The organism is Hydrogenoanaerobacterium saccharovorans, assembly GCF_016901815.1.
GTDB lineage: Bacteria > Bacillota > Clostridia > Oscillospirales > Ruminococcaceae > Avimicrobium > Avimicrobium caecorum.
Window position 1 is genome coordinate 113,028 of the sequence record NZ_JACSNR010000009.1, and the last position, 22,314, is coordinate 135,341.

General features: G+C 56.9%; 21 protein-coding genes, 1 tRNA gene and 1 rRNA gene. 18 read left to right on the forward strand and 5 right to left on the reverse strand.

Going from position 1 to position 22,314, the window contains the following annotated elements; genetic code table 11:
- Positions 1–10 precede the first annotated feature (10 nt).
- From nuoF to H9X81_RS09865, 3 genes are read left to right on the forward strand one after another with little or no spacing between them, the layout of a single operon-like run.
- Positions 11–1,798 carry an NADH-quinone oxidoreductase subunit NuoF gene (gene nuoF, locus H9X81_RS09855; protein ID WP_204721599.1) on the forward strand — a complete coding sequence of 596 codons (1,788 nt, stop codon included), beginning with the start codon at positions 11–13 and terminating at the stop codon, positions 1,796–1,798.
- Between the two features lie 13 nt (positions 1,799–1,811).
- On the forward strand, positions 1,812–3,557 hold the full coding sequence (locus H9X81_RS09860; protein ID WP_204721601.1) for an NADH-dependent [FeFe] hydrogenase, group A6: 1,746 nt from the start codon (positions 1,812–1,814) through the stop codon (positions 3,555–3,557).
- Positions 3,558–3,590: 33 nt separating this feature from the next.
- On the forward strand, positions 3,591–4,058 hold the full coding sequence (locus H9X81_RS09865; RefSeq protein WP_204721603.1) for a GNAT family N-acetyltransferase: 468 nt from the start codon (positions 3,591–3,593) through the stop codon (positions 4,056–4,058).
- A 362-nt stretch (positions 4,059–4,420) separates the two neighbouring features.
- Here the strand turns inward: H9X81_RS09865 and H9X81_RS09870 are convergent, their stop codons facing one another.
- On the reverse strand, positions 4,421–5,821 hold the full coding sequence (locus H9X81_RS09870; RefSeq protein ID WP_204721642.1) for a tyrosine phenol-lyase: 1,401 nt from the start codon (positions 5,819–5,821) through the stop codon (positions 4,421–4,423).
- 231 nt (positions 5,822–6,052) lie between these two features.
- Here H9X81_RS09870 and H9X81_RS09875 point away from each other — a divergent pair, with 231 nt between their 5' ends.
- The 12 genes from H9X81_RS09875 (at position 6,053) to H9X81_RS09930 (ending at position 18,164) form a co-directional block, all read left to right on the forward strand.
- On the forward strand, positions 6,053–6,706 hold the full coding sequence (locus tag H9X81_RS09875; protein ID WP_204721605.1) for a GntR family transcriptional regulator: 654 nt from the start codon (positions 6,053–6,055) through the stop codon (positions 6,704–6,706).
- Between the two features lie 410 nt (positions 6,707–7,116).
- Entirely contained in the window at positions 7,117–8,484 is a 1,368-nt protein-coding gene (locus H9X81_RS09880; protein ID WP_177503748.1) for an ABC transporter substrate-binding protein, read from the forward strand.
- A 134-nt stretch (positions 8,485–8,618) separates the two neighbouring features.
- Positions 8,619–9,509 (forward strand): carbohydrate ABC transporter permease, encoded by an 891-nt coding sequence (locus tag H9X81_RS09885; protein WP_243424130.1) that lies wholly within the window; start codon positions 8,619–8,621, stop codon positions 9,507–9,509.
- Between the two features lie 18 nt (positions 9,510–9,527).
- Positions 9,528–10,376 (forward strand): carbohydrate ABC transporter permease, encoded by an 849-nt coding sequence (locus H9X81_RS09890; RefSeq protein ID WP_177503747.1) that lies wholly within the window; start codon positions 9,528–9,530, stop codon positions 10,374–10,376.
- Positions 10,373–11,485: an ABC transporter ATP-binding protein gene (locus tag H9X81_RS09895; protein WP_204721607.1), complete on the forward strand. Its 1,113-nt coding sequence runs from the start codon at positions 10,373–10,375 to the stop codon at positions 11,483–11,485. The genes H9X81_RS09890 and H9X81_RS09895 overlap by 4 nt, the downstream gene beginning before the upstream one ends.
- A gap of 17 nt (positions 11,486–11,502) precedes the next feature.
- The gene (locus tag H9X81_RS09900) at positions 11,503–12,249 is read left to right on the forward strand and encodes a glycerophosphodiester phosphodiesterase (RefSeq protein WP_204721609.1); all 747 of its coding nucleotides are present in this window, start codon (positions 11,503–11,505) and stop codon (positions 12,247–12,249) included.
- On the forward strand, positions 12,246–12,992 hold the full coding sequence (locus H9X81_RS09905; RefSeq protein ID WP_204721611.1) for a histidinol-phosphatase HisJ family protein: 747 nt from the start codon (positions 12,246–12,248) through the stop codon (positions 12,990–12,992). The genes H9X81_RS09900 and H9X81_RS09905 overlap by 4 nt, the downstream gene beginning before the upstream one ends.
- A gap of 155 nt (positions 12,993–13,147) precedes the next feature.
- A complete protein-coding gene (locus H9X81_RS09910) occupies positions 13,148–13,636 on the forward strand; it encodes an NUDIX hydrolase (RefSeq protein ID WP_204721613.1) in 489 nt (162 codons plus the stop codon).
- The gene (locus H9X81_RS09915) at positions 13,633–14,952 is read left to right on the forward strand and encodes a metallophosphoesterase (protein WP_204721615.1); all 1,320 of its coding nucleotides are present in this window, start codon (positions 13,633–13,635) and stop codon (positions 14,950–14,952) included. The genes H9X81_RS09910 and H9X81_RS09915 overlap by 4 nt, the downstream gene beginning before the upstream one ends.
- Positions 14,949–15,602 (forward strand): HAD family hydrolase, encoded by a 654-nt coding sequence (locus H9X81_RS09920; protein WP_204721617.1) that lies wholly within the window; start codon positions 14,949–14,951, stop codon positions 15,600–15,602. The genes H9X81_RS09915 and H9X81_RS09920 overlap by 4 nt, the downstream gene beginning before the upstream one ends.
- Positions 15,599–16,486, forward strand: a complete 888-nt coding sequence (locus H9X81_RS09925; protein ID WP_204721619.1) for a LysR family transcriptional regulator — start codon at positions 15,599–15,601, stop codon at positions 16,484–16,486. Before H9X81_RS09920 ends, H9X81_RS09925 begins: the two co-directional genes overlap by 4 nt.
- A 277-nt stretch (positions 16,487–16,763) precedes the next feature.
- Positions 16,764–18,164 (forward strand): MATE family efflux transporter, encoded by a 1,401-nt coding sequence (locus tag H9X81_RS09930; RefSeq protein WP_204721621.1) that lies wholly within the window; start codon positions 16,764–16,766, stop codon positions 18,162–18,164.
- 52 nt (positions 18,165–18,216) lie between these two features.
- Here the strand turns inward: H9X81_RS09930 and H9X81_RS09935 are convergent, their stop codons facing one another.
- Complete coding sequence (locus H9X81_RS09935) at positions 18,217–18,798, reverse strand: hypothetical protein (protein ID WP_204721623.1); 582 nt, start codon at positions 18,796–18,798, stop codon at positions 18,217–18,219.
- A 163-nt stretch (positions 18,799–18,961) separates the two neighbouring features.
- The gene (locus H9X81_RS09940; protein WP_204721625.1) at positions 18,962–19,474 is read right to left on the reverse strand and encodes a ferritin; all 513 of its coding nucleotides are present in this window, start codon (positions 19,472–19,474) and stop codon (positions 18,962–18,964) included.
- Positions 19,475–20,090: 616 nt separating this feature from the next.
- On the opposite strand from H9X81_RS09940, the gene H9X81_RS09945 reads away from it, so the two are divergent.
- Positions 20,091–20,912 carry a papain-like cysteine protease family protein gene (locus H9X81_RS09945; RefSeq protein WP_204721627.1) on the forward strand — a complete coding sequence of 274 codons (822 nt, stop codon included), beginning with the start codon at positions 20,091–20,093 and terminating at the stop codon, positions 20,910–20,912.
- A 71-nt stretch (positions 20,913–20,983) separates the two neighbouring features.
- Here the strand turns inward: H9X81_RS09945 and H9X81_RS09950 are convergent, their stop codons facing one another.
- The gene (locus H9X81_RS09950; RefSeq protein ID WP_204721630.1) at positions 20,984–21,313 is read right to left on the reverse strand and encodes a hypothetical protein; all 330 of its coding nucleotides are present in this window, start codon (positions 21,311–21,313) and stop codon (positions 20,984–20,986) included.
- Positions 21,286–21,362, reverse strand: a tRNA-Arg gene (locus H9X81_RS09955). Before H9X81_RS09955 ends, H9X81_RS09950 begins: the two co-directional genes overlap by 28 nt.
- 147 nt (positions 21,363–21,509) lie before the next feature.
- Between H9X81_RS09955 and H9X81_RS09960 the strand changes: the two genes are divergently transcribed.
- The gene (locus H9X81_RS09960) at positions 21,510–21,791 is read left to right on the forward strand and encodes a hypothetical protein (RefSeq protein WP_204721632.1); all 282 of its coding nucleotides are present in this window, start codon (positions 21,510–21,512) and stop codon (positions 21,789–21,791) included.
- A 315-nt stretch (positions 21,792–22,106) separates the two neighbouring features.
- Positions 22,107–22,314 (forward strand): 16S ribosomal RNA (locus H9X81_RS09965); the annotation flags it as partial.

Here is a 22,314-nt window from a genome sequence, read left to right on the forward strand (position 1 = left end):
CGGCAAAGAGATGTATCGTTCACATGTACTGGTGTGCGGAGGCACCGGCTGTACCTCCTCCGGCAGTGACCGTATTGTACGGGCACTGGAAAACAACATCAAGAGCGTAGGGCTGGAGCAGGAGGTCAAGGTCATCCGGACCGGATGCTTTGGTCTGTGTGCCCTGGGCCCCATTATGATTATCTATCCCGAAGGCGCGTTCTACTCCCGGGTGAATGTTGACGATGTACCCGAGATCGTGGAAGAACACCTGCTCAAGGGCCGTGTGGTAAAGCGCCTGCTCTATCAGGAGACTGTCCAGGAGGACACTGTCAAGAGCCTGGACCAGACCGACTTCTACAAGAAGCAGATGCGTGTGGCGCTCAAGAACTGCGGCGTCATCGACCCGGAGAACATCAACGAGTACATTGCCTATGACGGCTATGCGGCCCTGGGCAAGGTGCTCACCGAGATGACCCCTGAGGAGGTCATCAAGACCGTGAAGGATTCCGGCCTGCGCGGACGCGGAGGCGGCGGCTTCCTCACCGGTCAGAAGTGGAGCTTCGGCGCCGCTTCCAAGGCCGACCAGAAGTATGTGGCCTGCAACGCCGATGAAGGCGACCCCGGCGCATTCATGGACCGTTCCATTCTGGAAGGCGACCCCCATGTCATCATCGAGGCCATGGCCATTGCCGCCTATGCCATCGGCGCAAACCACGGCTTTGTCTATATCCGTGCTGAGTATCCCATTGCGGTACAGCGTCTCCAGCACGCCATTGACCAGGCCCGGGAAGTGGGTCTGCTGGGCAAGAATATCCTGGGCACCGGCTTCGATTTCGATATGGAGCTGCGTCTGGGCGCCGGCGCCTTTGTGTGCGGTGAGGAAACTGCCCTGATGACCTCCATCGACGGCAAGCGCGGCGAGCCCCGTCCCCGTCCTCCCTTCCCGACCACTGCCGGTATCTTCGGCAAGCCCACCGTCCTCAACAACGTCGAGACCTATGCCAATATCCCGCAGATCATTCTCAAGGGTGCTGAGTGGTTCCGTTCCATCGGCACCGAGAAGAGCAAGGGTACCAAGGTATTCGCTCTGGGCGGCAAGATCCACAACACCGGTCTGGTGGAAGTGCCCATGGGCACCACCCTCCGGGAGATCGTGGAGGAGATCGGCGGCGGTATTCCGGGCGGCAAGAAGTTCAAGGCAGCCCAGACCGGCGGTCCGTCCGGCGGCTGTATCCCTGACAAGTATCTGGATGTGCCGATTGATTACGACAACCTCATCGAGATCGGTTCGATGATGGGTTCCGGCGGTCTGATCGTCATGGACGAGGATACCTGTATGGTGGATATTGCCAAGTTCTATCTGGAATTCACCGTAGATGAGAGCTGCGGCAAGTGTACACCCTGCCGTGTGGGCACCAAGCGCCTCTATGAAATGCTCGACAAGATCTCCAAGGGCCAGGGCACTATGGAAGACCTGGACAAGATGGAGGATCTGTGCTATTACATCAAGGAAAATTCGCTCTGTGGTCTGGGCCAGTCGGCTCCCAACCCGGTGCTGAGTACCCTCAAGTACTTCCGTGACGAATATATTGCCCATATCCAGGACAAGAGATGTCCGGCGGGTGTCTGCAAGGAACTGCTGCAGTATGCCATCGACCCGCAGAAGTGCCGCGGCTGTACCCTGTGTGCCAAGGTCTGCCCGGCGGGCGCCATTACCGGCACCGTCAAGGAACCCCATGTGATCGATCCCGGCAAGTGCCTCAAGTGCGGCGCCTGCATGGAGAAGTGCCGCTTCGGCGCGATTGTCAGAAAGTAGGTTGTGTGATAGAATGGATATGGTAAATGTAAAAATCAACGGCGAGCAGTATACCGTGCCCGCCGGCAGCACAATCCTGGAGGCGGCCCGGTATGCCGGAATTCATATTCCCACCCTGTGCTATCTCAAGGAGATCAATGAGATCGGCGCCTGCCGTATCTGTGTGGTAGAAGTCAAGGGTGCCCGCAGCCTGGTAGCTGCCTGCGTTTACCCGGTAGCCGAGGGTATGGAGATCAGCACCTCCAGCCCCCGTGTATTCGAAGCCAGAAGAAAAACCCTGGAACTGATCCTCTCCACCCATGCCAAGAAGTGTCTGACCTGCGTGCGTGCAGGCAGCTGTGAGCTGCAGAAGCTCTGCCGGGAATTCAAGGTGGACGATGAGGAGTACTATGCCGGTGAGAATATCCAGTATGAAGTGGATGACTCGGCAGTACATATGTACCGGGACAACAACAAGTGTATCCTCTGCCGCCGCTGTGTGGCAGCCTGCTCCAAGCTGCAGGGCATTGGCGTCATCGGTCCCAACGACCGTGGCTTCAAGACCCATATCGGCTGTGCCTTTGAGCAGAACCTGAGCGAAGTAGCCTGTGTATCCTGCGGACAGTGCATCGTGGTATGTCCCACCGGCGCCATCGCCGAGCACGACAACACCGATGAGGTGTGGAAGGCTCTGGCAGACCCGCAGAAGCATGTCATTGTACAGACTGCCCCCTCCATCCGTGTGACCCTGGGCGAAGCCTTCAATATGCCCATCGGCACCAATGTCACCGGCAAGATGGTCACTGCCCTGCGCCGTCTGGGCTTTGACGCTGTCTATGACACCGACTTTGCCGCTGACCTCACCATCGTGGAGGAAGCCACTGAGTTCATCGAACGGGTGAAGAACGGCGGCGTTCTGCCGATGATCACCTCCTGTTCGCCGGGCTGGGTTGAGTTCTGTGAGCACTACTATCCCGAGTTTATCCCCAACCTCTCCACCTGCAAGAGCCCTCAGCAGATGTTCGGCGCCGTGGCCAAGACCTGGTATGCCAAGAAGATGGGCATCGATCCCAAGGACATCTATGTAGTCGGCGTTATGCCCTGTACTGCCAAGAAGTTCGAAACCAAGAACTCCGAGAGCAATGCGGTGGAAGGGCTGTATGATGTAGATGTAGCCATCACCACCCGGGAACTTGCCCGGATGATCGAGCGGGCCGGCATCCACTTCACCAGCCTGCCGGACGGCGAATTTGACGCGCCTCTGGGTATGTCCACCGGTGCGGGCAGCATCTTCGGCGCCACTGGCGGTGTTATGGAAGCTGCCCTGCGTACCGCAGCGGACTGGCTCACCGGCGGTGAGATGAAGAAGCTCAACTTCGAGGAAGTGCGCGGCGTAGCTCCCATCAAGGAAGCCACCTACAAGATCGGCGATCTGGAACTGCATGTGGCAGTTACCAGCGGTCTTGCCAATGCCCGCAAGGTACTGGAGAGCGTCAAGAGCGGCGAAAAGCACTATGATTTCATCGAGATCATGGGTTGTCCGGGCGGCTGTGTCAACGGCGGCGGACAGCCGGTACAGCCGGCAGAGGTGCGCAACTTTGTGGATCTCCGTGCTATGCGTGCAGCCGGACTCTATGCGGATGATGCCGGCAAGGCCGTGCGCAAGAGCCATGAGAACCCGGCAATCCAGGAGCTCTACAAGGACTTCTTCGGCGAACCTGGCAGCCATCTGGCCCACGAAGTGCTGCATACCCATTATAGAGAGCGCAGCCGGTTCTGAGTTCCGGTGCGCCCACACTGGAAAGGAGCTTTTATGTTCGAGATCGAAAAAGTCGATATGGAACACATCGACCGGATCGGACCCCTTTGGGAGAAACTGATCCAGGCAAACGCAGCCAATTCCCCTTATTTTGCGGATTATTACGGGACCTTTGAGTTCGAGATCCGCAAGGGCTTCCTGCAGGAAAAGCTGGACAACGGCGCAGCCATGTATACCGCTGTACTGGTGGACCGGGAAAAGAAGCAGGACGCCGGATTTGTCACTGTGACCTATAACCGGGATACTTCCTTCGGAGAGATTGAAATGCTCTACCTGCTGGAGGAGTACCGGGGTCAGGGCATGGGGAAGAAGCTGTTCAAGATGGCTCTTTCCTGTCTGGACATCAACTGCATCCGGGACCGGAAACTCTGTGTGACCTATGGCAATGAGGCAGCTCTCCGGCTTTATGAGAGCTTCGGGTTCTATCCCTTTACCATCGACTGCCTGCAGAAGCGCAGCTGATCCGGCTCCTGCCGGAATAGAAAAAGACCCCGCCGCTGTGCGGGGTCTTTTTGCGTGGCGGGAAGTACCCGGCGGGCAGAGCGGGGGAGGGCAGCGCCCGGAAGAAACTGCCGTGCCGGGCAGCTTATAGCGGGACCGCATGCTGCGAAAAGAGCGGCTCCGGAGGATTTCACGGAAGCGCTTGGGGGAGATGGGCCCCCGGCTCGCTGTGATTCCGGCGGGGACTGGCTGCACCGGCACAGTGCGGCGTCACCCCGGCGGCAGAGGGCTGCCCCAAATAAAAACCCCCGGCGGTGAGCCGGGGGTTTTTATTTGTTTGGGAGAGCTTTTGTCTATGAGAAAGGATGGGTTTCTGTGCGGGATCAATAGCCCTTGATGAGCTCCTCGTTCCTGGGCTCGAAGCGTCCGGTGAAGAAGCGCAGAGCCTTGGGCTCATATACCCAGCGCAGACCGCTGATGTCATGGCGCTTCTTGTACAGCTCGATTACCGCATCAGCCACATAGTCCAGGTGCGCATAGGTGTATACACGTCTGGGAATGGTCAGGCGGATGGTCTCCAGCTTCGGCACATGATCCTCGCCGGTGACATTGTCACGTCCGGCCGAGATGATGCCGCGCTCCATGGTGCGCACGCCCGAGATCTCATACAGGGCGGCAGAGAGCGCCTGGGCCGGGAAGTCGGTGGCCTGGTCCAGATGATCCAGGAAGGCACGGGCATCCACAAAGATCGCATGACCGCCATAGGGCTTTACCATGGGTACGCCGGCTGCATCCAGCTTTTCGCCCAGGTAACGGATCTGGTTTACACGGTGGCTGATGTACTCATAGTCCATAGCCTCCCGCAGACCGATTGCCATGGCTTCCATATCCCGTCCTGCCATGCCGCCGTAGGAAGGCATACCCTCGAACTGTACCACCATGCCGCAGGCCCGGGTATACAGATCCTCATCGTTCATGCACAGGAAACCGCCGATGTTGGTCAGGCAGTCCTTCTTGCCGGACATGGTGCAGCCATCGCCGTAGGAGAACATCTCATGGATAATTTCCTTGATGGTCTTGTCCTGGTAGCCGGGTTCCCGGGTCTTGATGAAGTAGGCGTTCTCCACGCAGCGGGTGGCATCGAACATCACCTTGATGCCATGCTTGTGCGCCAGCTCGGATACAGCCTTGATGTTGGCAATGGATACCGGCTGACCGCCTGCCAGGTTTACAGTAACAGCCAGGCAGATGTAGGGGATATGCTCCGCGCCCACTTCGTCAATGAGAGCCTGGAACTTGGCAAGGTCCACATTGCCCTTGAAGTCCAGAATGGCAGTGGGGTCATGGGCTTCGTCAATGATCACGTCCCGGAAGGTGGCGCCGTTGCGCTCCTGATGGAACCGGGTGGTGGTGAAGTACATGTTGCCCGGTACATAGTCGCCAGGCTTGATGGTCAGGCTGGAGAGGATATTCTCAGCGCCGCGGCCCTGATGGGTGGGTACCACATACTTGAAGCCGAACAGCTCCCGGACAGTTTCCTCCAGGTGATAGAAGTTGCGGGAACCGCCATAGGCTTCGTCACCCAGCATCAGGCCGGCCCACTGGTGATCGCTCATGGCGTTGGTGCCCGAGTCGGTGAGCAGGTCGATAAAGCATTCTTCCGACTTCAGCAGGAAGGTATTGTAGCCGGCAGCCTTGATGGCAGCCTTGCGCTCTTCCTTATTGAGGGTTCCCATCTTTTCAACCATCTTGATCTTGAAGGGCTCGGGGGCAAACTTCATCATGTCTTCCATTGTTAAAATCCTCCTGTCTCAGTAATTTCATTCCGACCATTATGCGTTATGTATGATGCATCACGCATCTTTCAATTTCATTATAACCGGACTGGCGCCAATGTCAAGAGGTTTTTCAGAAAAATTACCAAAAATTTTTCCGCAAGTGGGATGGCTTGTGTTTTAATGGGAAGTTTTGTATAATAACTTCAATCACCAGAGTAAAAGCGAGGCCAGTGAATTATGAGCGAACTTCTCCAGCGCCGATCCCTGAGCGAACAGGTCTATGATGTGCTGATCCATGATATTGTCACCGGACAGATCGCCCTGGGGGACCGGCTGATCAACCGGGAACTCCAGACCCGGTTCGGCGTATCGTCCACCCCCATCCGGGACGCCATCAATAAGCTCTATCAGGATGGTCTGATCCGGGAGCTGACCAATTCCGGCGCCCAGCTCATCGACTTTGACCAGCAGTATGCCGAGGAGCTCAACCACTTCATTATGATGCTGGCCTGTGAGGCATTGGCTCTGGCCTCCCAGTCGGATCAGCAGGCAGAGATTGTCCGGCTGCTGCATGAGTATCAGGACGCCATGGAAGCCAGCCAGGAGAAAGATACCGAATACTTCGGGGCGGATTACCGGTTCCACAAGGTCTTTTTTGACTACTGCGGCAACCGCTTCCTCAAGGAGACCTACAAGCGCTACAACCGCATCCGGTCGCTGCTCATCTCCAGCGCCATGCGGGCTTCCCGGGACCGTCAGCCGTCGGTGGACCAGCACCGGCGGATCACCGCTGCCTTTGAAGCGGGACAGTTTGACCTGGCCCGGGAACGGATGCGGGAGCATTATCAGTACGGCGTGCATCTGCTTCTTGACCGGGAGAACCATGCGTAACAAAAAAGGCCTGTCTTTTCCATGGGAAAGACAGGTCTTTTTTGATGCCGAAAGGCGCCAAACGACGCCAAAATTTCATTTTTGACGCGGAAGCCGGAGCACGGCTGATTTCTGGGCAAAAGGAGTTATTTTTATAATTATAGCAAAAAACCGGGATTCGGACAAGTTCAATGTTACAAATATATGAAAAACTGCGTAATTATGGGAAAAATCCGGCGTTTTTGATAAAATGCGGTTGGGAGCCACAAAGTACTTTTACTAAAATATCAATTCCATTTTTGTGAATGAAATGTTACAATATGTCAGGGAAAAGACCTTCCTGCAGGACGGATTTCGTTTTTGCAGGATTGGGAACCCATTCACCAAGTTCCGGGAGTGTAAGCCCGGCAATAGAAATTTGGAGGAAAAGTATGAAAAAGCTTCTGAGTCTGACTCTGGCTGCACTGATGGCAGTATCCATGCTGTCCGGCTGCTCTAATGGCAGCGACAACAGCTCCACTGCCCAGAACAGCGGAGAAGAGCCCACCGGTACCATTACCCTGAAGGTTGCCCACAACATGGACTTCGTCACCATTCCCGATGCGGTTCTGGCTGCCGGCGAGCGCCTGAACGAAAAGTATGCCGCTGAGGGCAAGGATCTCAAGATCGAGTTCGAAACCGACTACGCCCGCATCGACTGGGGCGAGTATTCCAACAACCTGATCTTCGCCCAGAAGAACGGCGAAGGTCCGGATATCTTCTCGGTCAGCGACCTGTCCAGCCTGGTTGAGGCCGGCATGATGCTGGATATCTCCGACCTGATGACCGATGACTTTGTAGAGGGCATCTATACCCCTTACATTGTGGATGGCAAGGCCTATGCAATGCCCTTCGACCTGCCTGTCCGCGTGATCTACTACAACAAGGCTGCCCTGAAGGAAATCGGCTGGACCGATGAGCAGATCGAAGCCCTGCCCACCCAGATGGCCAACGGCGAGTTCACCTGGGAGCAGTTCCTGGATCTCTGCAAGGAAGTACAGGACAAGGGTGCCGCTACCTGGGGTCTGACCCATCGTCCCGGCGCCGGCAGCGACTTCCTGGATGTATTCCGCACCCTGGGCGGTGAGTACTACAACGACGAAGGCAAGCTGGTATTCGACAGTGAAGGCCTGCAGCGCTTCTTCCAGGAGATCTATGACAATGCCAACACCACCAAGATCACTCCCCAGAACCTGACTCAGACCACCTGGGATACCATCAACACCATGGTAGGTGACGGTACTGCCTTTGCTTACTATGGTCCTCTGTACTCCGCTACCTATGTAGCCGGTGCTGTGGACAAGACCCCCGAGCAGTTCGCTGAAGATGTAGGCTTTGCCGTATTCCCGGTATCCGAGTACAATGATACTCCCTTCTGCATCGCGGCTCCTCAGGGCATGGGCATCAACGCCACCACCCAGTACCCCGAGATCTGCAAGGATCTGTTCCGGGAACTGTACAGCGGCGATTCCATTGACCAGCTGGCCCACCATGCCGACACCATCTTCACCCTGTCGTCGGTAAAGGCTGCCAACGAGATGGAGGACATCAAGACCAACCCCATCCTGGAAAAGGTGGGCTACATGGCTGACCTGTCTGTAACACCTCCCAATGTGGATGGCCTGACCACCTACAACAATGAGCTCTACAAGCAGATTCAGCTGCTGGAACTGGGCCAGACCACTCCCGAGCAGGCTGTGGCGGACATGAAGACCCAGATCGAGATCAACCTCGACGCTGACCTGGTTGAATACAAGTAAACCATTTTCCTGAAAAGGCAGTGAGAACAGCATAGGCTCTCCTCGCAAGGGGGTCTATGCTCTCATTGTAATTATGCGTATTTTCGGGACAGCGGCGGAATGGCTTCCGCCCCTCTGTCCCCGGGAGGGACACTATGAAGCAAAATATGCGACAGAAAAATATGCAGGCCTATCTGTTCCTGTCACCGTTCCTGGTCTTTATTACAGTCCTGTATATCCTGCCGGCGATCCTGACCGTCATTATGGCATTTACCAGTCTGGATTCCGCCTTTATCTGGAAGTTCAACGGCATCAATAACTTCCGCAAGATCCTCATGGACCCGAATACCCCCATCATCGCCTGGAATACAGTAAAATATGTGGGCATCACCATTTTCCTGACTGTGGTGCTGGATCTGTTCTTTGCCATCATGACCACCTATTTTATCCGGGACGAGCGCAAGGGCAATATCTTCAAGAGTATCCTGATGATTCCCATGATCACACCGGGTGTGGTATATTCGGTACTGTGGCTGTGGCTGCTGGAAGCCACCCCCAATGGTCTGGCCAACAAGGTGTATATGGCTCTGGGCGGCAGTGAACCGCTCAACTGGATTGCCCAGTATCCGTTTGTCATCATCATTGCCGCCACACTGCTCACCAGCATTGCCTATGGCACCACAGTCTTTTCCTCGGCGGTGAAGAGCATTCCCGAGAATCAGTTCCGGGCAGCCCGTGTGGACGGCGCCGGGGAATGGGAGATCGTGCGCAACATCATTCTGCCCAACCTGCGCTTCCACATCACCTTTATCGCCCTGTGGGAGACCCTGGGTCTGCTCACCAACTATGTCACCATCATGCTCATCACCAACGGCGGTCCGGGTGTCCAGACCGAGGTATGGGCACTGAGCGCCTACCACAAGGCCTTCTCGGACAGCCAGTACGGCTATGGCGCTGCCATTTCGCTGGTGCTGATCGTGGTGGTTATGGTGCTGATGCTTGTGATCGGCGCTGTGATGCACCATCAGGAAAAATCCCGTTCCTAAGCAACCAGGAGGTTCGATATGAAATATTCCCAGAGACCCAAGTATGAACGCCGCAATGAAACCATTGCGGTACTGGTGATGATCCTCTTGTGCATCCCGGTTCTGTTCATCTACTTTTCCTTCTTTGCCAACGCCTTTATTCTGGACAGCACCGGTGAGCTGACCCTGCAGAACTTCCAGTTCCTCTATCAGCCCATCCAGCTCAGCCAGTATACCGTGGAGCCCATCGGCAAAGCCTTCCGCAATACCGTGATCTTCACCGCCATTGCCACCACCCTGGAAGTGACCATCAGCTGCATGGCAGGCTATGCCCTGGCCCGGATGGAATTCACCGGCAAGCGGGTGATCTCCTTCTCGCTGCTCACCCTGCGGCTCTTCCCCGGTGTGCTGCTGCTCATCGGCGTGCTGTATGTCCTGCTGCACCTGGGCATCCTCAACACCCTCACCGGTGTCATCGTTGTGGCGATTGCCCTGCGTCTGCCCGGCAGTACCTTCATTATCCGCAACTTCTTCGCGGGGATTCCCCAGGATATTGAAAACTCCGCTCTGGTGGACGGCTGCAACCGTCTGACCGCCTTCTTCCAGGTCATTATCCACATGGTAAAACCCGGCCTTGCTTCCATCAGCATTTTTGCCTTCATGAGCGCCTGGTCCAACTACCTGCTGTTCAATGTCCTGATCTTCAACACCAAAACCCCTGTGCTTGCCACCTATCTGCGCGTTCTCTCCCGGAACGACCAGATGATCGCTGACTATGGCGTATTCGCGGCGATGGCGATGGTCTATATGCTGCCGGTGCTGATCTTCTTCTTCATTTCGCAGCGTCAGCTCATGCAGGGAACCATTTCTGGAGGTAAAGGTATATGATCCGTATTGAAAATCTCCGCAAGGAGTTTGATAAGGGTGTTGTCGCTCTGGACAGCATCAATCTCACCTTTGATGAGGGCAGCTTCATTGCCCTGCTCGGCCCGTCCGGCTGCGGCAAGACCACAACCCTCAACTGTATTGCCGGCCTGCTGGAACCCACCAGCGGCTCCATCTACTTCGATGACCGGGATGTCACCAATCTGGCGCCCAAGGACCGCAACATCGGCATGGTGTTCCAGTCCTATGCCCTCTATCCCCACATGAAGGTCATCGACAACATCGCCTTCTCGCTCAAGCAGAAGGGCATGCCCAAGGCCGAACGCCATGAAAAGGCCCGTCAGATGGCCCGGAAGCTCCAGATCGAGCACCTGCTTGACCGTATGCCCGGTGAACTCTCGGGCGGTCAGCAGCAGCGTGTTTCCATGGCCCGCGCGCTGGTCAAGGAGCCGCAGGTCCTGCTGCTGGACGAGCCCATGTCCAACCTGGATGCCCGTCTGAAGATCGAGATCCGGGACGAGATCCGCCGCATCCAGCAGGATCTGGGCGTTACCTCCATCATCGTAACCCACGACCAGGAGGAGGCCATGGCAATGGCAGACAAGATTGCCATCCTGGATAACGGACGCATCCAGCAGTTCGATACCCCTGAGATGCTCTACCACAAGCCCGCCAACCTGTTTGTAGCCCACTTCATGGGCAACCCGCCCATGAACTTCATCGATGCTTCGGTGGAGGAAGAGGACGGCACCCTCTGGCTGCGGGGCGGCAGCTTCCGGGTCAAGGCACCCGCAGCCATGGCGGAAAAGCTCGCCGGCAAGGCCGGACAGGCCGTGGTGATCGGCGTGCGCAGCCATCAGATGAATGTGCTGCTGGCTCCCGCTGAGGAGACCATGGAACTGCACCTGTCGCTGGTGGAGAACCTGGGCAAGGACATCATGATCTCCGGCGATCTGGACGACGCCCTGGTGCGTGTGACCATTCCCGCCAACTTCGAGGGCAGCTATGAGCAGCTGCGGGAGCTGCGCCGTCAGGGCGGCAGCGTGTATCTGAAGCTGCATGAGGACTATAATATCTTTGACAGGGAAAGCGGAGTCAATCTGCTGATCTGAACAGGGAGGGACCAAGCATGACATTTCTGGAACAGCTCAAGGCAGATCACGGCAGGAAGCTGATGATCGGCGGGCACCGGGGCCATCTTTCGGAAGTCCGGGAGAACACCATCGAAAACTACAAGCAGATCCTGGGCAGCGGCATCAGCCATATCGAGATCGATATCCAGCTCACCAAGGACGATGTGGCTGTGATCTATCACGATTATGAACTCAGCGAGCGCACCAGCCTCACCGGACGCATCCGGGATTACACCCTGGCAGAGCTCCGGGCTGCCTTTGAGATCGATACCCTGGATGAGTCGGTGGCCTGGTGCAAGGAAAACCATCAGGCTATCGCCTTCGAGCTCAAGAGCCGGGCACTGGATATGTACGACTTCATGCCGGAGATCGCCTGTCAGATGGTGGAAGTGCTGCGGAAGTATGACTTCTTTGATATGTGCTTTGTATTCAGTACCGATTTCCGCACCCTGCGCATGATCAAGGATATGGAGCCCCGTACTCCCATCGGCCTGATCGTGCCCTTTATCCCGGCTGACCCGGTGAAGCTCATGCGGGAGATGGACGCCATCATCTATCTGGTGTACCTGGACTCCCTGAGCCCCGAGATCGTCCGCAGCCTGCATGAGGCCGGCTACTATGTGGACGGCTCCATCGTCAACACCCCCGAGCGCATGAAGGCAGCCATTGAGCTGGGCGTGGACCTCATCGAGAGTGACCACCCGCTGGAGATGATGAAGCTGTATGAGGAGATGACCCGATGATCGCCAACTATCATACTCATACCCGCTGGTGCCGCCATGCCACCGGAGAGATCGAGGACTACATCCAGGAGGCGGTGCGCAAGGGGCTGAGAGCTGTGGCAATCACCGAGCATGTGCCCCACAGCCAGAACTTTGACCCCCGCCGGATGCAGTGGGAGGAATTCCCTGCCTACAACGCCGAGCTGGACCGGCTGATCGAGAAATATCAGGATCAGATCCATGTCATCAAGGGATTTGAGTGCGAATACTATCCCTTCTCCCTGGAAAACTACAAGATGTTCCGGGATCAGTACGGCTATAAACTGCTGATCCTGGGCCACCATACCAACAAGGACCGCACTGCCGACAACTTCGCCCGCAAGGGGGAAGCGGAGATGAAGCAGTATGCCGACGAGGTCATTGAGGGACTGCGTACCGGGCTGTTCACCTTCCTGGCCCATCCCGATGTGCCGTTCTGCGGCTATACCGGCTCGGCAGATTTTGCCCTGGAGCAGATGGGACGCATCTTTGCTGTCTGCGAGGAGCTGGGCATTCCGGTGGAGATCAACGCCAACGGCTACCGGGATAAGCGCGCCTATCCCGACCGCCGGGTGTGGGAGCTCTCCCGGCAGTACAAGCTCACCTGGCTCATCAATTCGGATGCCCATGAGGTGGCGCATCTCTGCGATGAGGCGGGTGTGGGCGGTACCGAAGCCTTTGCCCGGGAACTGGGCATTCCGGTCACCGAGTGGTTCGACTGGTAAATCCCCTACTATCACAAGAGAAGCACGGAATCAGCAGTGGTTCCGTGCTTTTTTATTTCCCGGGGAAAGCCGGGGGACTGATACAGAAATCCTATTTACAAGCCCGGATAAATTCGGTATTATCAATATAGAATGCGGAAAAGAGGAGGAATACCATGAATGGCATCAACACCACCCTCTGTTATCTCAAGCGGGGCGAGGAATACCTCATGCTCCACCGGGTGAAGAAGGAGGGCGACCTCAACAAGGATAAATGGATCGGCATCGGCGGCAAGTTCGAAGCCGGGGAGAGCCCCGAGGACTGTCTCTGCCGGGAGGTGCTGGAGGAGACCGGACTCACCCTGCACAGCTGGCGGTACCGGGGGATCGTCACCTTTGTATCGGACGAGTACGGCACCGAATATATGCACCTCTTTGACTCGGAGGACTTCTCCGGGGAGATCAAGGACTGCGACGAGGGGGATCTGGAGTGGATTCGCCGGGGGCGGCTGCTGGAACTGACCCTCTGGGAAGGGGACCGCATCTTCCTGCGGCTGCTGGAGACCGACTGTCCCTTCTTCTCGCTCAAACTGCGGTATGAGGGGGACCATCTGGTCCAGGCGGTGCTGGATGGGCGGCAGATCCTGCCGGAGGCAAAGGCATGAGGCGGCTGGCGGCACTGGGCTGCCTGCTGCTGACCCTGTTCCTCACCGGCTGTACCGGCGAGACCTTCACCCCCAATGCCGATGTGAAGCCGGCGGGCAGTGAGCTGACCGTCTGGTTTGTGAGCGATCTGCACCTGCTCTCGGAGGAGCTTACAGATTACAGCCCGGAATTTCTCACCATGATCGCCCGGGGAGACGGCAAGACCGCCCATTATTCCCAGGAGATCGGACAGGCGCTGGTATGGCAGATCACCTCCCTGCCCGAGGAGGAGCGTCCCGATGTGCTGCTGGCAGCGGGGGATCTCACCTTCAACGGGGAAAAGCTCAGCCATGAAACGGTGGCGGGGCTGTTTGAGGAGATCGAAGCCGCCGGCGTGCCGGTGCTGACCCTGCCCGGCAACCACGATGTGAACAACGGCATGGCCTACCGCTATACCGGCAATACGGCGGAACCCACCGAAACGGTCACAGCTCAGGAGTTCCGGGAGATCTACCGGGCCTATGGCTGGGAGGACAGTCTGCTGCGGGATACCGTGTCGATGAGCTATGTCTGGGAGCCGGCGGAGGATCTCTGGATCATCGCCATTGACGGCAACACCGATTCCCACAGCGGCTGGGTGGACGATGAAACCCTGGCCTGGCTGGACAAGGTGCTCACCCAGGCAGAAGAGGAGGGCAAGGCTGTGCTCACCTTCAGCCATCAGAATCTGGTGCGGCACAATGCCCGGTTCCCCTTCGGGTACACCTTCGGCAATGCCATGACTGTCCGGGAACTGATGGCGGATCACGGCGTGAACCTCAACCTCTCGGGGCATATCCATATCCAGCATATCGGGGAGTTTGACGGCCTCCATGAGGTGACCACCTCAGCGCTCTCCATTGCCGAAAACCACATCGGCGTGGTGGAGATCGACCCGGAGCGGAACGCCAGCTATCAGATCCGGGAACTGGACGCAGCGGGTTATGCCCGGCAGGCGGGGCTCACCAGTCCCGACCTGCTGGACTTCGGGACATACAGCCGGAACTACTTCCGGGAGAACAGCATGCGCACCATGGGCGAGAAGCTCGATGCCATGGGCGTTTCCGAGGCGGACCGGGAGCTGATGCTCGAGGCAGCCGGGGAATTCAATCTGCGGTACTTCACCGGACGGACGGTGGACTACCAGGAGGAGCTGGCGGCACTGCCGGGGTATGCCCTCTGGAATGAACTGCCCGACGGCATGGGGGATTATTTTGCCTTTATCCTCGACTCGGAGAAAAAGGACGAAACCCAGGGGGACTTCGGTTCCCTCTGGCTGAAAGGAGAAAACACATGACCGGAAGATGGAGCGCAGTGCTCTTTGACTTTGACTACACCCTCGGGGACACCGAACGGGGCATCGTGGCAAGCACCCGGTATGCCCTGGAACAGATGGGACTGTCCCAGCCGCCGGAAGGGGAGATCCGCCGCACCATCGGCATGACCCTGGAGCGGAGTTTCACCGCCCTCACCGGCAGCACCGACCCTGCGGGACAGGCGGAGTTCAGCCGGCTCTTCAATGAAAAGGCCGAGGAGGTCATGGTGGATTCGGCGGTGCTCTATCCCGGCGCCCGGGAGCTGTTTGACTGGCTGGAAACCCAGGGGATCGCCGCCGGGGTAGTCACCAACAAAAACCGTCCCCGGATCGCCGCCATTCTGGAGCGGGCGGGGATCAGCCCGGCGGTGCTGGTGAGCGCCCAGGACGCCGTTCCCAAGCCTGCCCCGGACGGGATTCTGCTGGCGGCCCGGAGTCTGCGCCTTCCGCCGGAACAGGTGCTCTATATCGGGGACAGCCTCACCGATGAGGCGGCGGCCCGGGCTGCGGGGTGCGGTTTCATTGCCCTGACCACCGGCGCCACCCTGCCGGAGGAATTTGCCCCGGATACAGAGCTCTGCGAAAACCTCATCGCCCTCCGGGAGCGGCTGGAACAGGAGGGGAGAGCATGACCATCCGGCACCTGCGGATCTTTGCGGCGGTGGTGGACTGCGGCACCATGCACGCTGCCGCCCAGAAGCTCTATCTCTCCCAGCCCACCATCACCCAGGCGGTGAAGGAACTGGAGGAGCACTATGGCTGCCTGCTGTTCGAGCGGTACGGGCGGCGGCTGATGATCACCCTGGCGGGACAGGAACTGCTGGGCCATGCCCGGGAACTGCTGGGCGTCTATGAGCGGATGGAACAGAGCATGAAGCAGCAGGCGGGACAGAAGCTGCTGCGCATCGGGGCGACGGTGATCCTGGCGGAACAGCTGCTGGTGCCGCTGGTCCGGACGTTTGAGGGACAGAACCCGGAGGTGCGGGTGGAGGTGCTGGTGGATAATTCCTCGGTACTGGAGAGCCGTCTGCTCAGCGGGGAGCTGGACGCTGCCCTGCTGGATGCCGCCGGGCGCAGCGGGGAGATCCAGCTGCGTCCTTTCCTGCGGGAGGAGCTGTCGGTGGCGGCGGCGCCGTTCTATCCCCTGGCCCAGTGTCCGGCGCCGGTGACAGCCCGGCAGCTGGCAGAGTGCGACTTCATCATGCGGGAGGAGGGCAGCATGCCCCGGCTGCGTCTGGCGGCGTTCCTGGGACAGTACGGCCTGACCCCACGGATCAAGTGGTCCTGCACCAATCTGCACACAGTGGTGCAGGCGGTGAAGGCGGGCATGGGAGTATCGGTGCTCTCGCCGGTGCTGATGCGGGAGGAACTGGCGGCAGGCACCCTGCGGGAGATCCCGGTGGAGGGCTTTGCCGAAACCCGGGAGATCTCGGTGGCAGTGCGCCGGGGCCGGAGCGATTATGCGCCCCTGGAGCGTTTTCTGGACTTCTGTCAGGAACAGTCCGCCCAGTTCTGAGCCCGGATTTTATCAGGATAAAGACAAACAACGCAAAGAAACCCCGGGCAGATCCGGGGTTTTTTGTATGTTGTCACGAAACTGATGTTTTGGGTAAAAATCCGCTGAAAACCCATTGCGTTTCCCCGATAAACCTGTTATAACATGGGTAGTGATCCGCATCTGGCAGACGGACTGTCCGGGTGCCCAATCTCAAAAGTGAGAAGAGGCTGTTTTGCGGCCTTTCTTTTTTTGCGCCATTTTTTCAGTATTACTGCCGAGGAGAGGTACGATTCACATGAGCAATGAGATGACTTCCCAGAACCAGATCACCGAAGGCGGAATCCTCCGCCCGCTGCTGGCTTTCTTCTTCCCCATCCTGCTGGGCACCTTTTTCCAGCAGCTCTATAACACGGCCGACGCTGTGGTTGTGGGCAACTATGTGGGCACTGTGGCTCTGGCTGCCGTAGGCGGCTCCACCGGTATCCTCATCGGCCTGTTTGTCAACCTGTTTGTGGGCGTGGCGTCCGGCACCACAGTAATTATTGCCCAGTGCTACGGCGCCCGGGACTTCGACGGCGTCCGCAAGACTGTCCACACCTCGGTTGCCATCGCCATTGCCGGCGGCCTGATCGCCATGGTGATCACGCTTCTCGGCGCGGAACCTGCCCTTCGTGCAATGGGGACTCCCTCTGATGTCATTCCCGATGCCGCCCTCTATCTCCGGGTCTATGCCCTGGGCATGGTGCCCTCTTTCCTCTATAATATAGGATCGGGTATCCTCCGGGCTGTGGGCGATACCAAGCGTCCGCTCTACTTCCTCATCATCGCCTGTCTGACCAATATCGTCCTGGATGTGCTGTTCGTCATGGGCTTCGGCATGGGAGTACTGGGCGTTGCCACCGCCACCGTTATTTCGCAGGTGGTATCCTGTGTGCTGGTAATGCTCATGCTCATGCGCAGCACCAGTGTATTCAGCGTGCACCGCAGTGAGATCGGCTTCACCGATTACAGCACCCGCCGGGTTCTGCGTGTGGGCCTGCCCGCTGCCCTCCAGAGCAATATGTTCACCATCGCCAATATCATTATCCAGTCCAGCATCAATTCCTTTGGAACCGATACCGTTGCCGCCTGGACCGCTTACGGCAAGGTGGACGGTCTGTTCTGGATGATCATGGGTGCCTTGGGTATTTCGGTCACCACCTTTGTGGGACAGAACTTCGGCGCCCAGAAATACCGCCGGGTGCGCCGGAGTGTACGGATCGGCCTGCTCATGGGCTTTGCCATTGCCGGATTGTGCAGCGCGGTGCTGCTGACCTTCGCCCATACCCTGCTGAGCTGGTTCACCACTTCGGAAAATGTGCTGAATATCGGTATGCGCACGGTACAGCTCACCATTCCGTTCTACTTCACCTATGTGAGCGTGGAAGTGCTCTCGGGCGCTGTGCGCGGCACCGGCGATTCCTTCTGGCCGATGATCATCTCCGCCAGCGGCATCTGTCTGCTGCGTATGCTCTGGGTATTCCTGGTGGTTCCCATGTTCCCGGGCTTCGACACCATCGTCATGATCTTCCCCATCAGCTGGGGTGCCACTTCGCTGATCTTTGCCGCCTACTATCTCCAGGGCGGCTGGCTGCGCCGGCGTATCTCCATCATGGGCTATGCCCCCGAGGACCGGAGCAATCCCGCTCAGGGCTGAGTATAAAAGCAAAAGACCGTCGGAAAATTCCGGCGGTCTTTTTTTGTTGGGGTCAGACAGTCTGTTCTGAACCGGCGGGGACACGGGCAGCCATGACACAGCCGATGCGTTCCTCCGGGGATTCCTCCGGGGCCAGCACCGTCACCTCCAGATCGGGGCCGCCGCCGGGATTCGGGAACAGCTCGGAGGTGATCTCCCCGGGCTCACAGGGGGTCTCCTCCAGCCACCGGAGAAAATCCGCCGGCAGGGCAGGACTGTCCGAGGCGGCGATCTCCTCCCGGCTCTGGGGAGAGATCAGCTCCCGTCCCGGCGCCTTGCGGCAGAATACCATGGCACCGGCTGCCCGGGCGGCACTGCGGAAGATGCGGCAGGATTCGGTGAGGGCGGTGAGGGCCTGTTCCAGACTGCTGCGGGTGCGCAGGGAAGTGTAGGTGACAAAGCCGATGGCAGCCGCGCTGATCGAGAGGATCTGCAGGGCCAGGGCAGCACCGGAACGGCGGAGGTCCTCCGGGGTGAGGTCGGGCTGATCCAGCTGGCTCAGGAACCGGAGCAGCACCAGGGAGATGAGTGCGCCGGCACAGAGGGAAAACAGGCCGGAACGCCAGAGCGCCCGGCTGCCGGGAGATTTCTGCATGAAAAGGACTCCTTTTCCGATAAAGTCAGCGCCGAAAAGGCGGTACTGGCTCCAGTATAGCGGGAGAAAAGCGAGAAATATGCCCGACTCTGGCGAGAAGCGAAAAAGACCCCCGGCAGAACCGGAGGTCTTTTCTGAAAGCGATGGAAAGGAAAGAAAGGTTTTATGCCTGAACCGGTGCGGTGTAGACACGGGCTGCCAGTTCCTGATCCAGCAGGTAGAGTCCGCCGCGGGCATCGCTGGCAAACTGCTCCACCTTGGCAATGAGATCCCGGGCACTCTTTTCCTCCTCGGCCTGTTCGTCAATGAACCAGTCCAGGAAGCGCAGGGTACGGTAGTCGTTGACCTCAGATGCCGCGGCATAGATGGTATTGATGGAAGCAGTTACAAATTCCTCATGCTCCAGAGCCTGGCGCAGAGGTGCCATCATGTCGTCCAGACGGCTCTCGGGACGGGCAATGCCCTCCAGGGTCACCAGCTGATCGTTATCCTGCAGGTACTGATAGAACATCATGGCATGGTCCCGTTCCTCCTGGGCCTGCACCTTGAAATAATTCGCAAAGCCGGCCAGTCCGGTGCGCTCAAAGTAGTTGGCAAAGTCCAGATACAGATAGGCGGAATAGAATTCCTTGTTGATCTGCTCATTGAGCAGGTTGGCTACATGGGCGTTCATCATCGTTTTGACCTCCTTGATTTATACTCATTTCTCTTGTCTCCGGGAAGAGTGTTCCCGGCTTTTGAGGATATTATACCAAAAGAATATGTTCATGACTGTGACTGTGTCACTGAAAGAAAACCTGCGCTAAAATGGCGTATTGATGAGCAAAACCGGCTCTATATCAAATATCTGCGGGAAATATACGGAAAAATCTTGCAAAATCCGGAATATTTGCTATAATATCCCTTGGCAAAAAAGGAGGGTCGGGTCGATTGCCAGAATCTCAAGTGGAGCCCGAATGCGGGCTCGCAAATTTTATAGCGCAGACCTGAGGGTCTGTGGGTTATGTGGGGCATTGCCCCGCCGTACTTGTATAAAACAGCTTGAGAGCCCAAAGAGTAGAGCGTTTTGTCCAGGGCGGCCCTGTGGTGGGGTTTGCCGCAAGCAGACAAGTTACTAAGAAAGCTCAAATCAGAACCGGAATTTGGATAAATAAAATGCGGGGAGTTTCTTCCCAAAATAATAAATAATACAAAACGCAAAAGACGCTTTCCCATAGCGGGAACAGCGTTTCGAAACGAGGTTTGTTGTTTACAGGTACAATTGATTTTTTTATGAAAGGCTGAACGATTTGATGAAAAAACTGATTGTATTGACACTGACACTCTGCCTGATGCTGGCTGGCTGCAGCAGCACCGGCAACAACAACTCTTCTTCCCAGTCCGGGGAGGAAAACCAGACCACAGCTTCGGCTGCGTTCACCGATGAGATGAAGATCCCTCATACTGTGGATCTCTCGGAGGAGGACGGCGCTGACAGCGTAGAGCGTGCCGGCGACCATGCCGACAGCATTTATTTTGCTCACCCGGACTTCTACAACATGACCGATACCGATACCCTGACCATTCTGGAGCATTTCCGCACCCAGCAGCAGACCAGTGAGTGGAGCTGCGGTGTGACCTCTGCCCTGATGGTAATGGATTGGTATGGCACTCTGGGCGACTACAATGAGGAAACTCTGGCCCAGTTCCGTTCCAATGGACTGACTCCCGAGGCTACCAGCCTCCAGCAGCTCATCGAGGTATTTGAGGGCGTAGGCGGCTACGACCTGTACAGCACTCTGGACTGTGAGAATGTCTATGAGGAATTCACCCTCGAGTTCATTCAGGAGACCCTGGCGAATGATACTCCCATTATTGTGGGCTGGAACGACTGGGGCGGTCACTGGCAGACCATCATCGGCTATGACACCATGGGCACCGAAACCACTCAGGACGATGTGATCATCGTGGCAGATTCCTATGACACCACCGATCACTGTCAGGACGGTTACGGCATCTATGGAGCCGAGCGGTTCTATTACAACTTCACCTTCTATAACTTCTTCGAGGGCGAGGACGCTGTGAACGACATGTGCTTCCTCGTGGCAACTCCCTCGGCAGAAGCCGCTGAGTAAGGCAGACCCTGCAAGGAAATCGACCCGCTTTGCAACAGGTTTGCCGCAGAAACAAAAAAACGGAGCTTCCCTTACCATGGGGAAGCTCCTTCTTTTATAAGATCAATTATAATAAAAGGGAGGGGGCGTTTGGGAGCAAGTGAAGAATGAAAAGTGAAAAGTGAAGAGCTGCGGTGTGCCGCCTGCGGCACAAATTCAAAAAGCACCCTCGAAAAATCCGGAGTGCCTTTTTGCGATCTGTCTCTTGGTTCTGTAAATACAAACGACCATCCTGTAATAAATAAAAAGCGTTTGTGAGGGAAGCGGTTCTGGACGGTTTTGCCGCTTATTGCTTTGACGCAAAAAAATCCCGCCATGGAAACCATGACGGGATTGGTACGCCCGATGCGGCTCGAACGCACGACCTTCAGAGTCGGAGTCTGACGCTCTATCCAACTGAGCTACGGGCGCATATTGAATGCATCTAATATAATACCAAATCCCGGGTGGATAGTCAAGCGGGAATTTTCGCTTTTGCGATTCTCCGCCGGTTCGACACAGAATCGTCACAACTGGCTTTTCCATTTCCTATATAATAAGGGAGTGGAGGTGAGAGGTATGGATGATCTGTTGGAGCTGGTGATGGATGTCCTGCTGGAGGGCGCCGCGGAGACAGCTGCGTCCCCGAAGGCGCCGCTGCGAGTACGGATCATACTGATCCTGATTCTGGGGATCGGTTTCTTTGGGGTAGCTGGACTGATCTTCTGGGTGGGACTTGATACCGGAAAGTGGGGGCTGATGCTGCTGGGACTGGCACTTCTGACAGGCGGAGGAGCCTGGATTTGGTATAAATACAGGGAGTACCAGAGGCGCAGAAAAAGAGTGGACAAGAAATTGTAAAAACCTGTTGACAAACTGGACAAGGTATGGTAACATAAAATAACCGTCGGGAACGACGGAAACGCTCTGAAAAAGAGATTGAAAAAACTTGAAAAAGTGCTTGACAATCGAAACTGAGCGTGATATAATAAACAAGCTGTCCCGAGAGGACGGCGAAGAACCTTGAAAATTGAACAGGAACTAACGAGTAAGTAAGAACCCTTGAACAATACTTTGAGAGTAATTCAAAGGAACAGATAGACGAAGCGAAAGCCGAGTTTGTTTGAGAGCTATTTAGGCGACCGGTCTTAGCAGCCGGTTGTTTGGATAAACGATTTAATTAAGAGTTTGATCCTGGCTCAGGACGAACGCTGGCGGCGCGCCTAACACATGCAAGTCGAACGGAGAATGCAGGACTGAAGCCTTCGGGCAGATGACCTGTATTCTTAGTGGCGGACGGGTGAGTAACACGTGAGCAACCTGCCTTCAAGAGGGGGATAGCACCTGGAAACGGGTGGTAATACCGCATAAGACCACAGTGTCG

What these genes read in the sequence shown, in the direction of transcription:
- H9X81_RS09945 (WP_204721627.1), top strand. Translation starts at nt 20,091, where the DNA reads ATGAAAAAACTGATTGTATTGACACTGACACTCTGCCTGATGCTGGCT.
- H9X81_RS09940 (WP_204721625.1), bottom strand. Translation starts at nt 19,474, where the DNA reads ATGATGAACGCCCATGTAGCCAACCTGCTCAATGAGCAGATCAACAAG.
- H9X81_RS09910 (WP_204721613.1), top strand. Translation starts at nt 13,148, where the DNA reads ATGAATGGCATCAACACCACCCTCTGTTATCTCAAGCGGGGCGAGGAA.
- H9X81_RS09960 (WP_204721632.1), top strand. Translation starts at nt 21,510, where the DNA reads ATGGATGATCTGTTGGAGCTGGTGATGGATGTCCTGCTGGAGGGCGCC.
- H9X81_RS09875 (WP_204721605.1), top strand. Translation starts at nt 6,053, where the DNA reads ATGAGCGAACTTCTCCAGCGCCGATCCCTGAGCGAACAGGTCTATGAT.
- H9X81_RS09890 (WP_177503747.1), top strand. Translation starts at nt 9,528, where the DNA reads ATGAAATATTCCCAGAGACCCAAGTATGAACGCCGCAATGAAACCATT.
- H9X81_RS09895 (WP_204721607.1), top strand. Translation starts at nt 10,373, where the DNA reads ATGATCCGTATTGAAAATCTCCGCAAGGAGTTTGATAAGGGTGTTGTC.
- H9X81_RS09935 (WP_204721623.1), bottom strand. Translation starts at nt 18,798, where the DNA reads ATGCAGAAATCTCCCGGCAGCCGGGCGCTCTGGCGTTCCGGCCTGTTT.
- H9X81_RS09905 (WP_204721611.1), top strand. Translation starts at nt 12,246, where the DNA reads ATGATCGCCAACTATCATACTCATACCCGCTGGTGCCGCCATGCCACC.
- H9X81_RS09865 (WP_204721603.1), top strand. Translation starts at nt 3,591, where the DNA reads ATGTTCGAGATCGAAAAAGTCGATATGGAACACATCGACCGGATCGGA.
- H9X81_RS09930 (WP_204721621.1), top strand. Translation starts at nt 16,764, where the DNA reads ATGAGCAATGAGATGACTTCCCAGAACCAGATCACCGAAGGCGGAATC.
- H9X81_RS09925 (WP_204721619.1), top strand. Translation starts at nt 15,599, where the DNA reads ATGACCATCCGGCACCTGCGGATCTTTGCGGCGGTGGTGGACTGCGGC.
- H9X81_RS09885 (WP_243424130.1), top strand. Translation starts at nt 8,619, where the DNA reads ATGAAGCAAAATATGCGACAGAAAAATATGCAGGCCTATCTGTTCCTG.
- H9X81_RS09880 (WP_177503748.1), top strand. Translation starts at nt 7,117, where the DNA reads ATGAAAAAGCTTCTGAGTCTGACTCTGGCTGCACTGATGGCAGTATCC.
- H9X81_RS09900 (WP_204721609.1), top strand. Translation starts at nt 11,503, where the DNA reads ATGACATTTCTGGAACAGCTCAAGGCAGATCACGGCAGGAAGCTGATG.
- H9X81_RS09860 (WP_204721601.1), top strand. Translation starts at nt 1,812, where the DNA reads ATGGATATGGTAAATGTAAAAATCAACGGCGAGCAGTATACCGTGCCC.
- H9X81_RS09915 (WP_204721615.1), top strand. Translation starts at nt 13,633, where the DNA reads ATGAGGCGGCTGGCGGCACTGGGCTGCCTGCTGCTGACCCTGTTCCTC.
- H9X81_RS09870 (WP_204721642.1), bottom strand. Translation starts at nt 5,821, where the DNA reads ATGATGAAGTTTGCCCCCGAGCCCTTCAAGATCAAGATGGTTGAAAAG.
- H9X81_RS09920 (WP_204721617.1), top strand. Translation starts at nt 14,949, where the DNA reads ATGACCGGAAGATGGAGCGCAGTGCTCTTTGACTTTGACTACACCCTC.
- nuoF (WP_204721599.1), top strand. Translation starts at nt 11, where the DNA reads ATGTATCGTTCACATGTACTGGTGTGCGGAGGCACCGGCTGTACCTCC.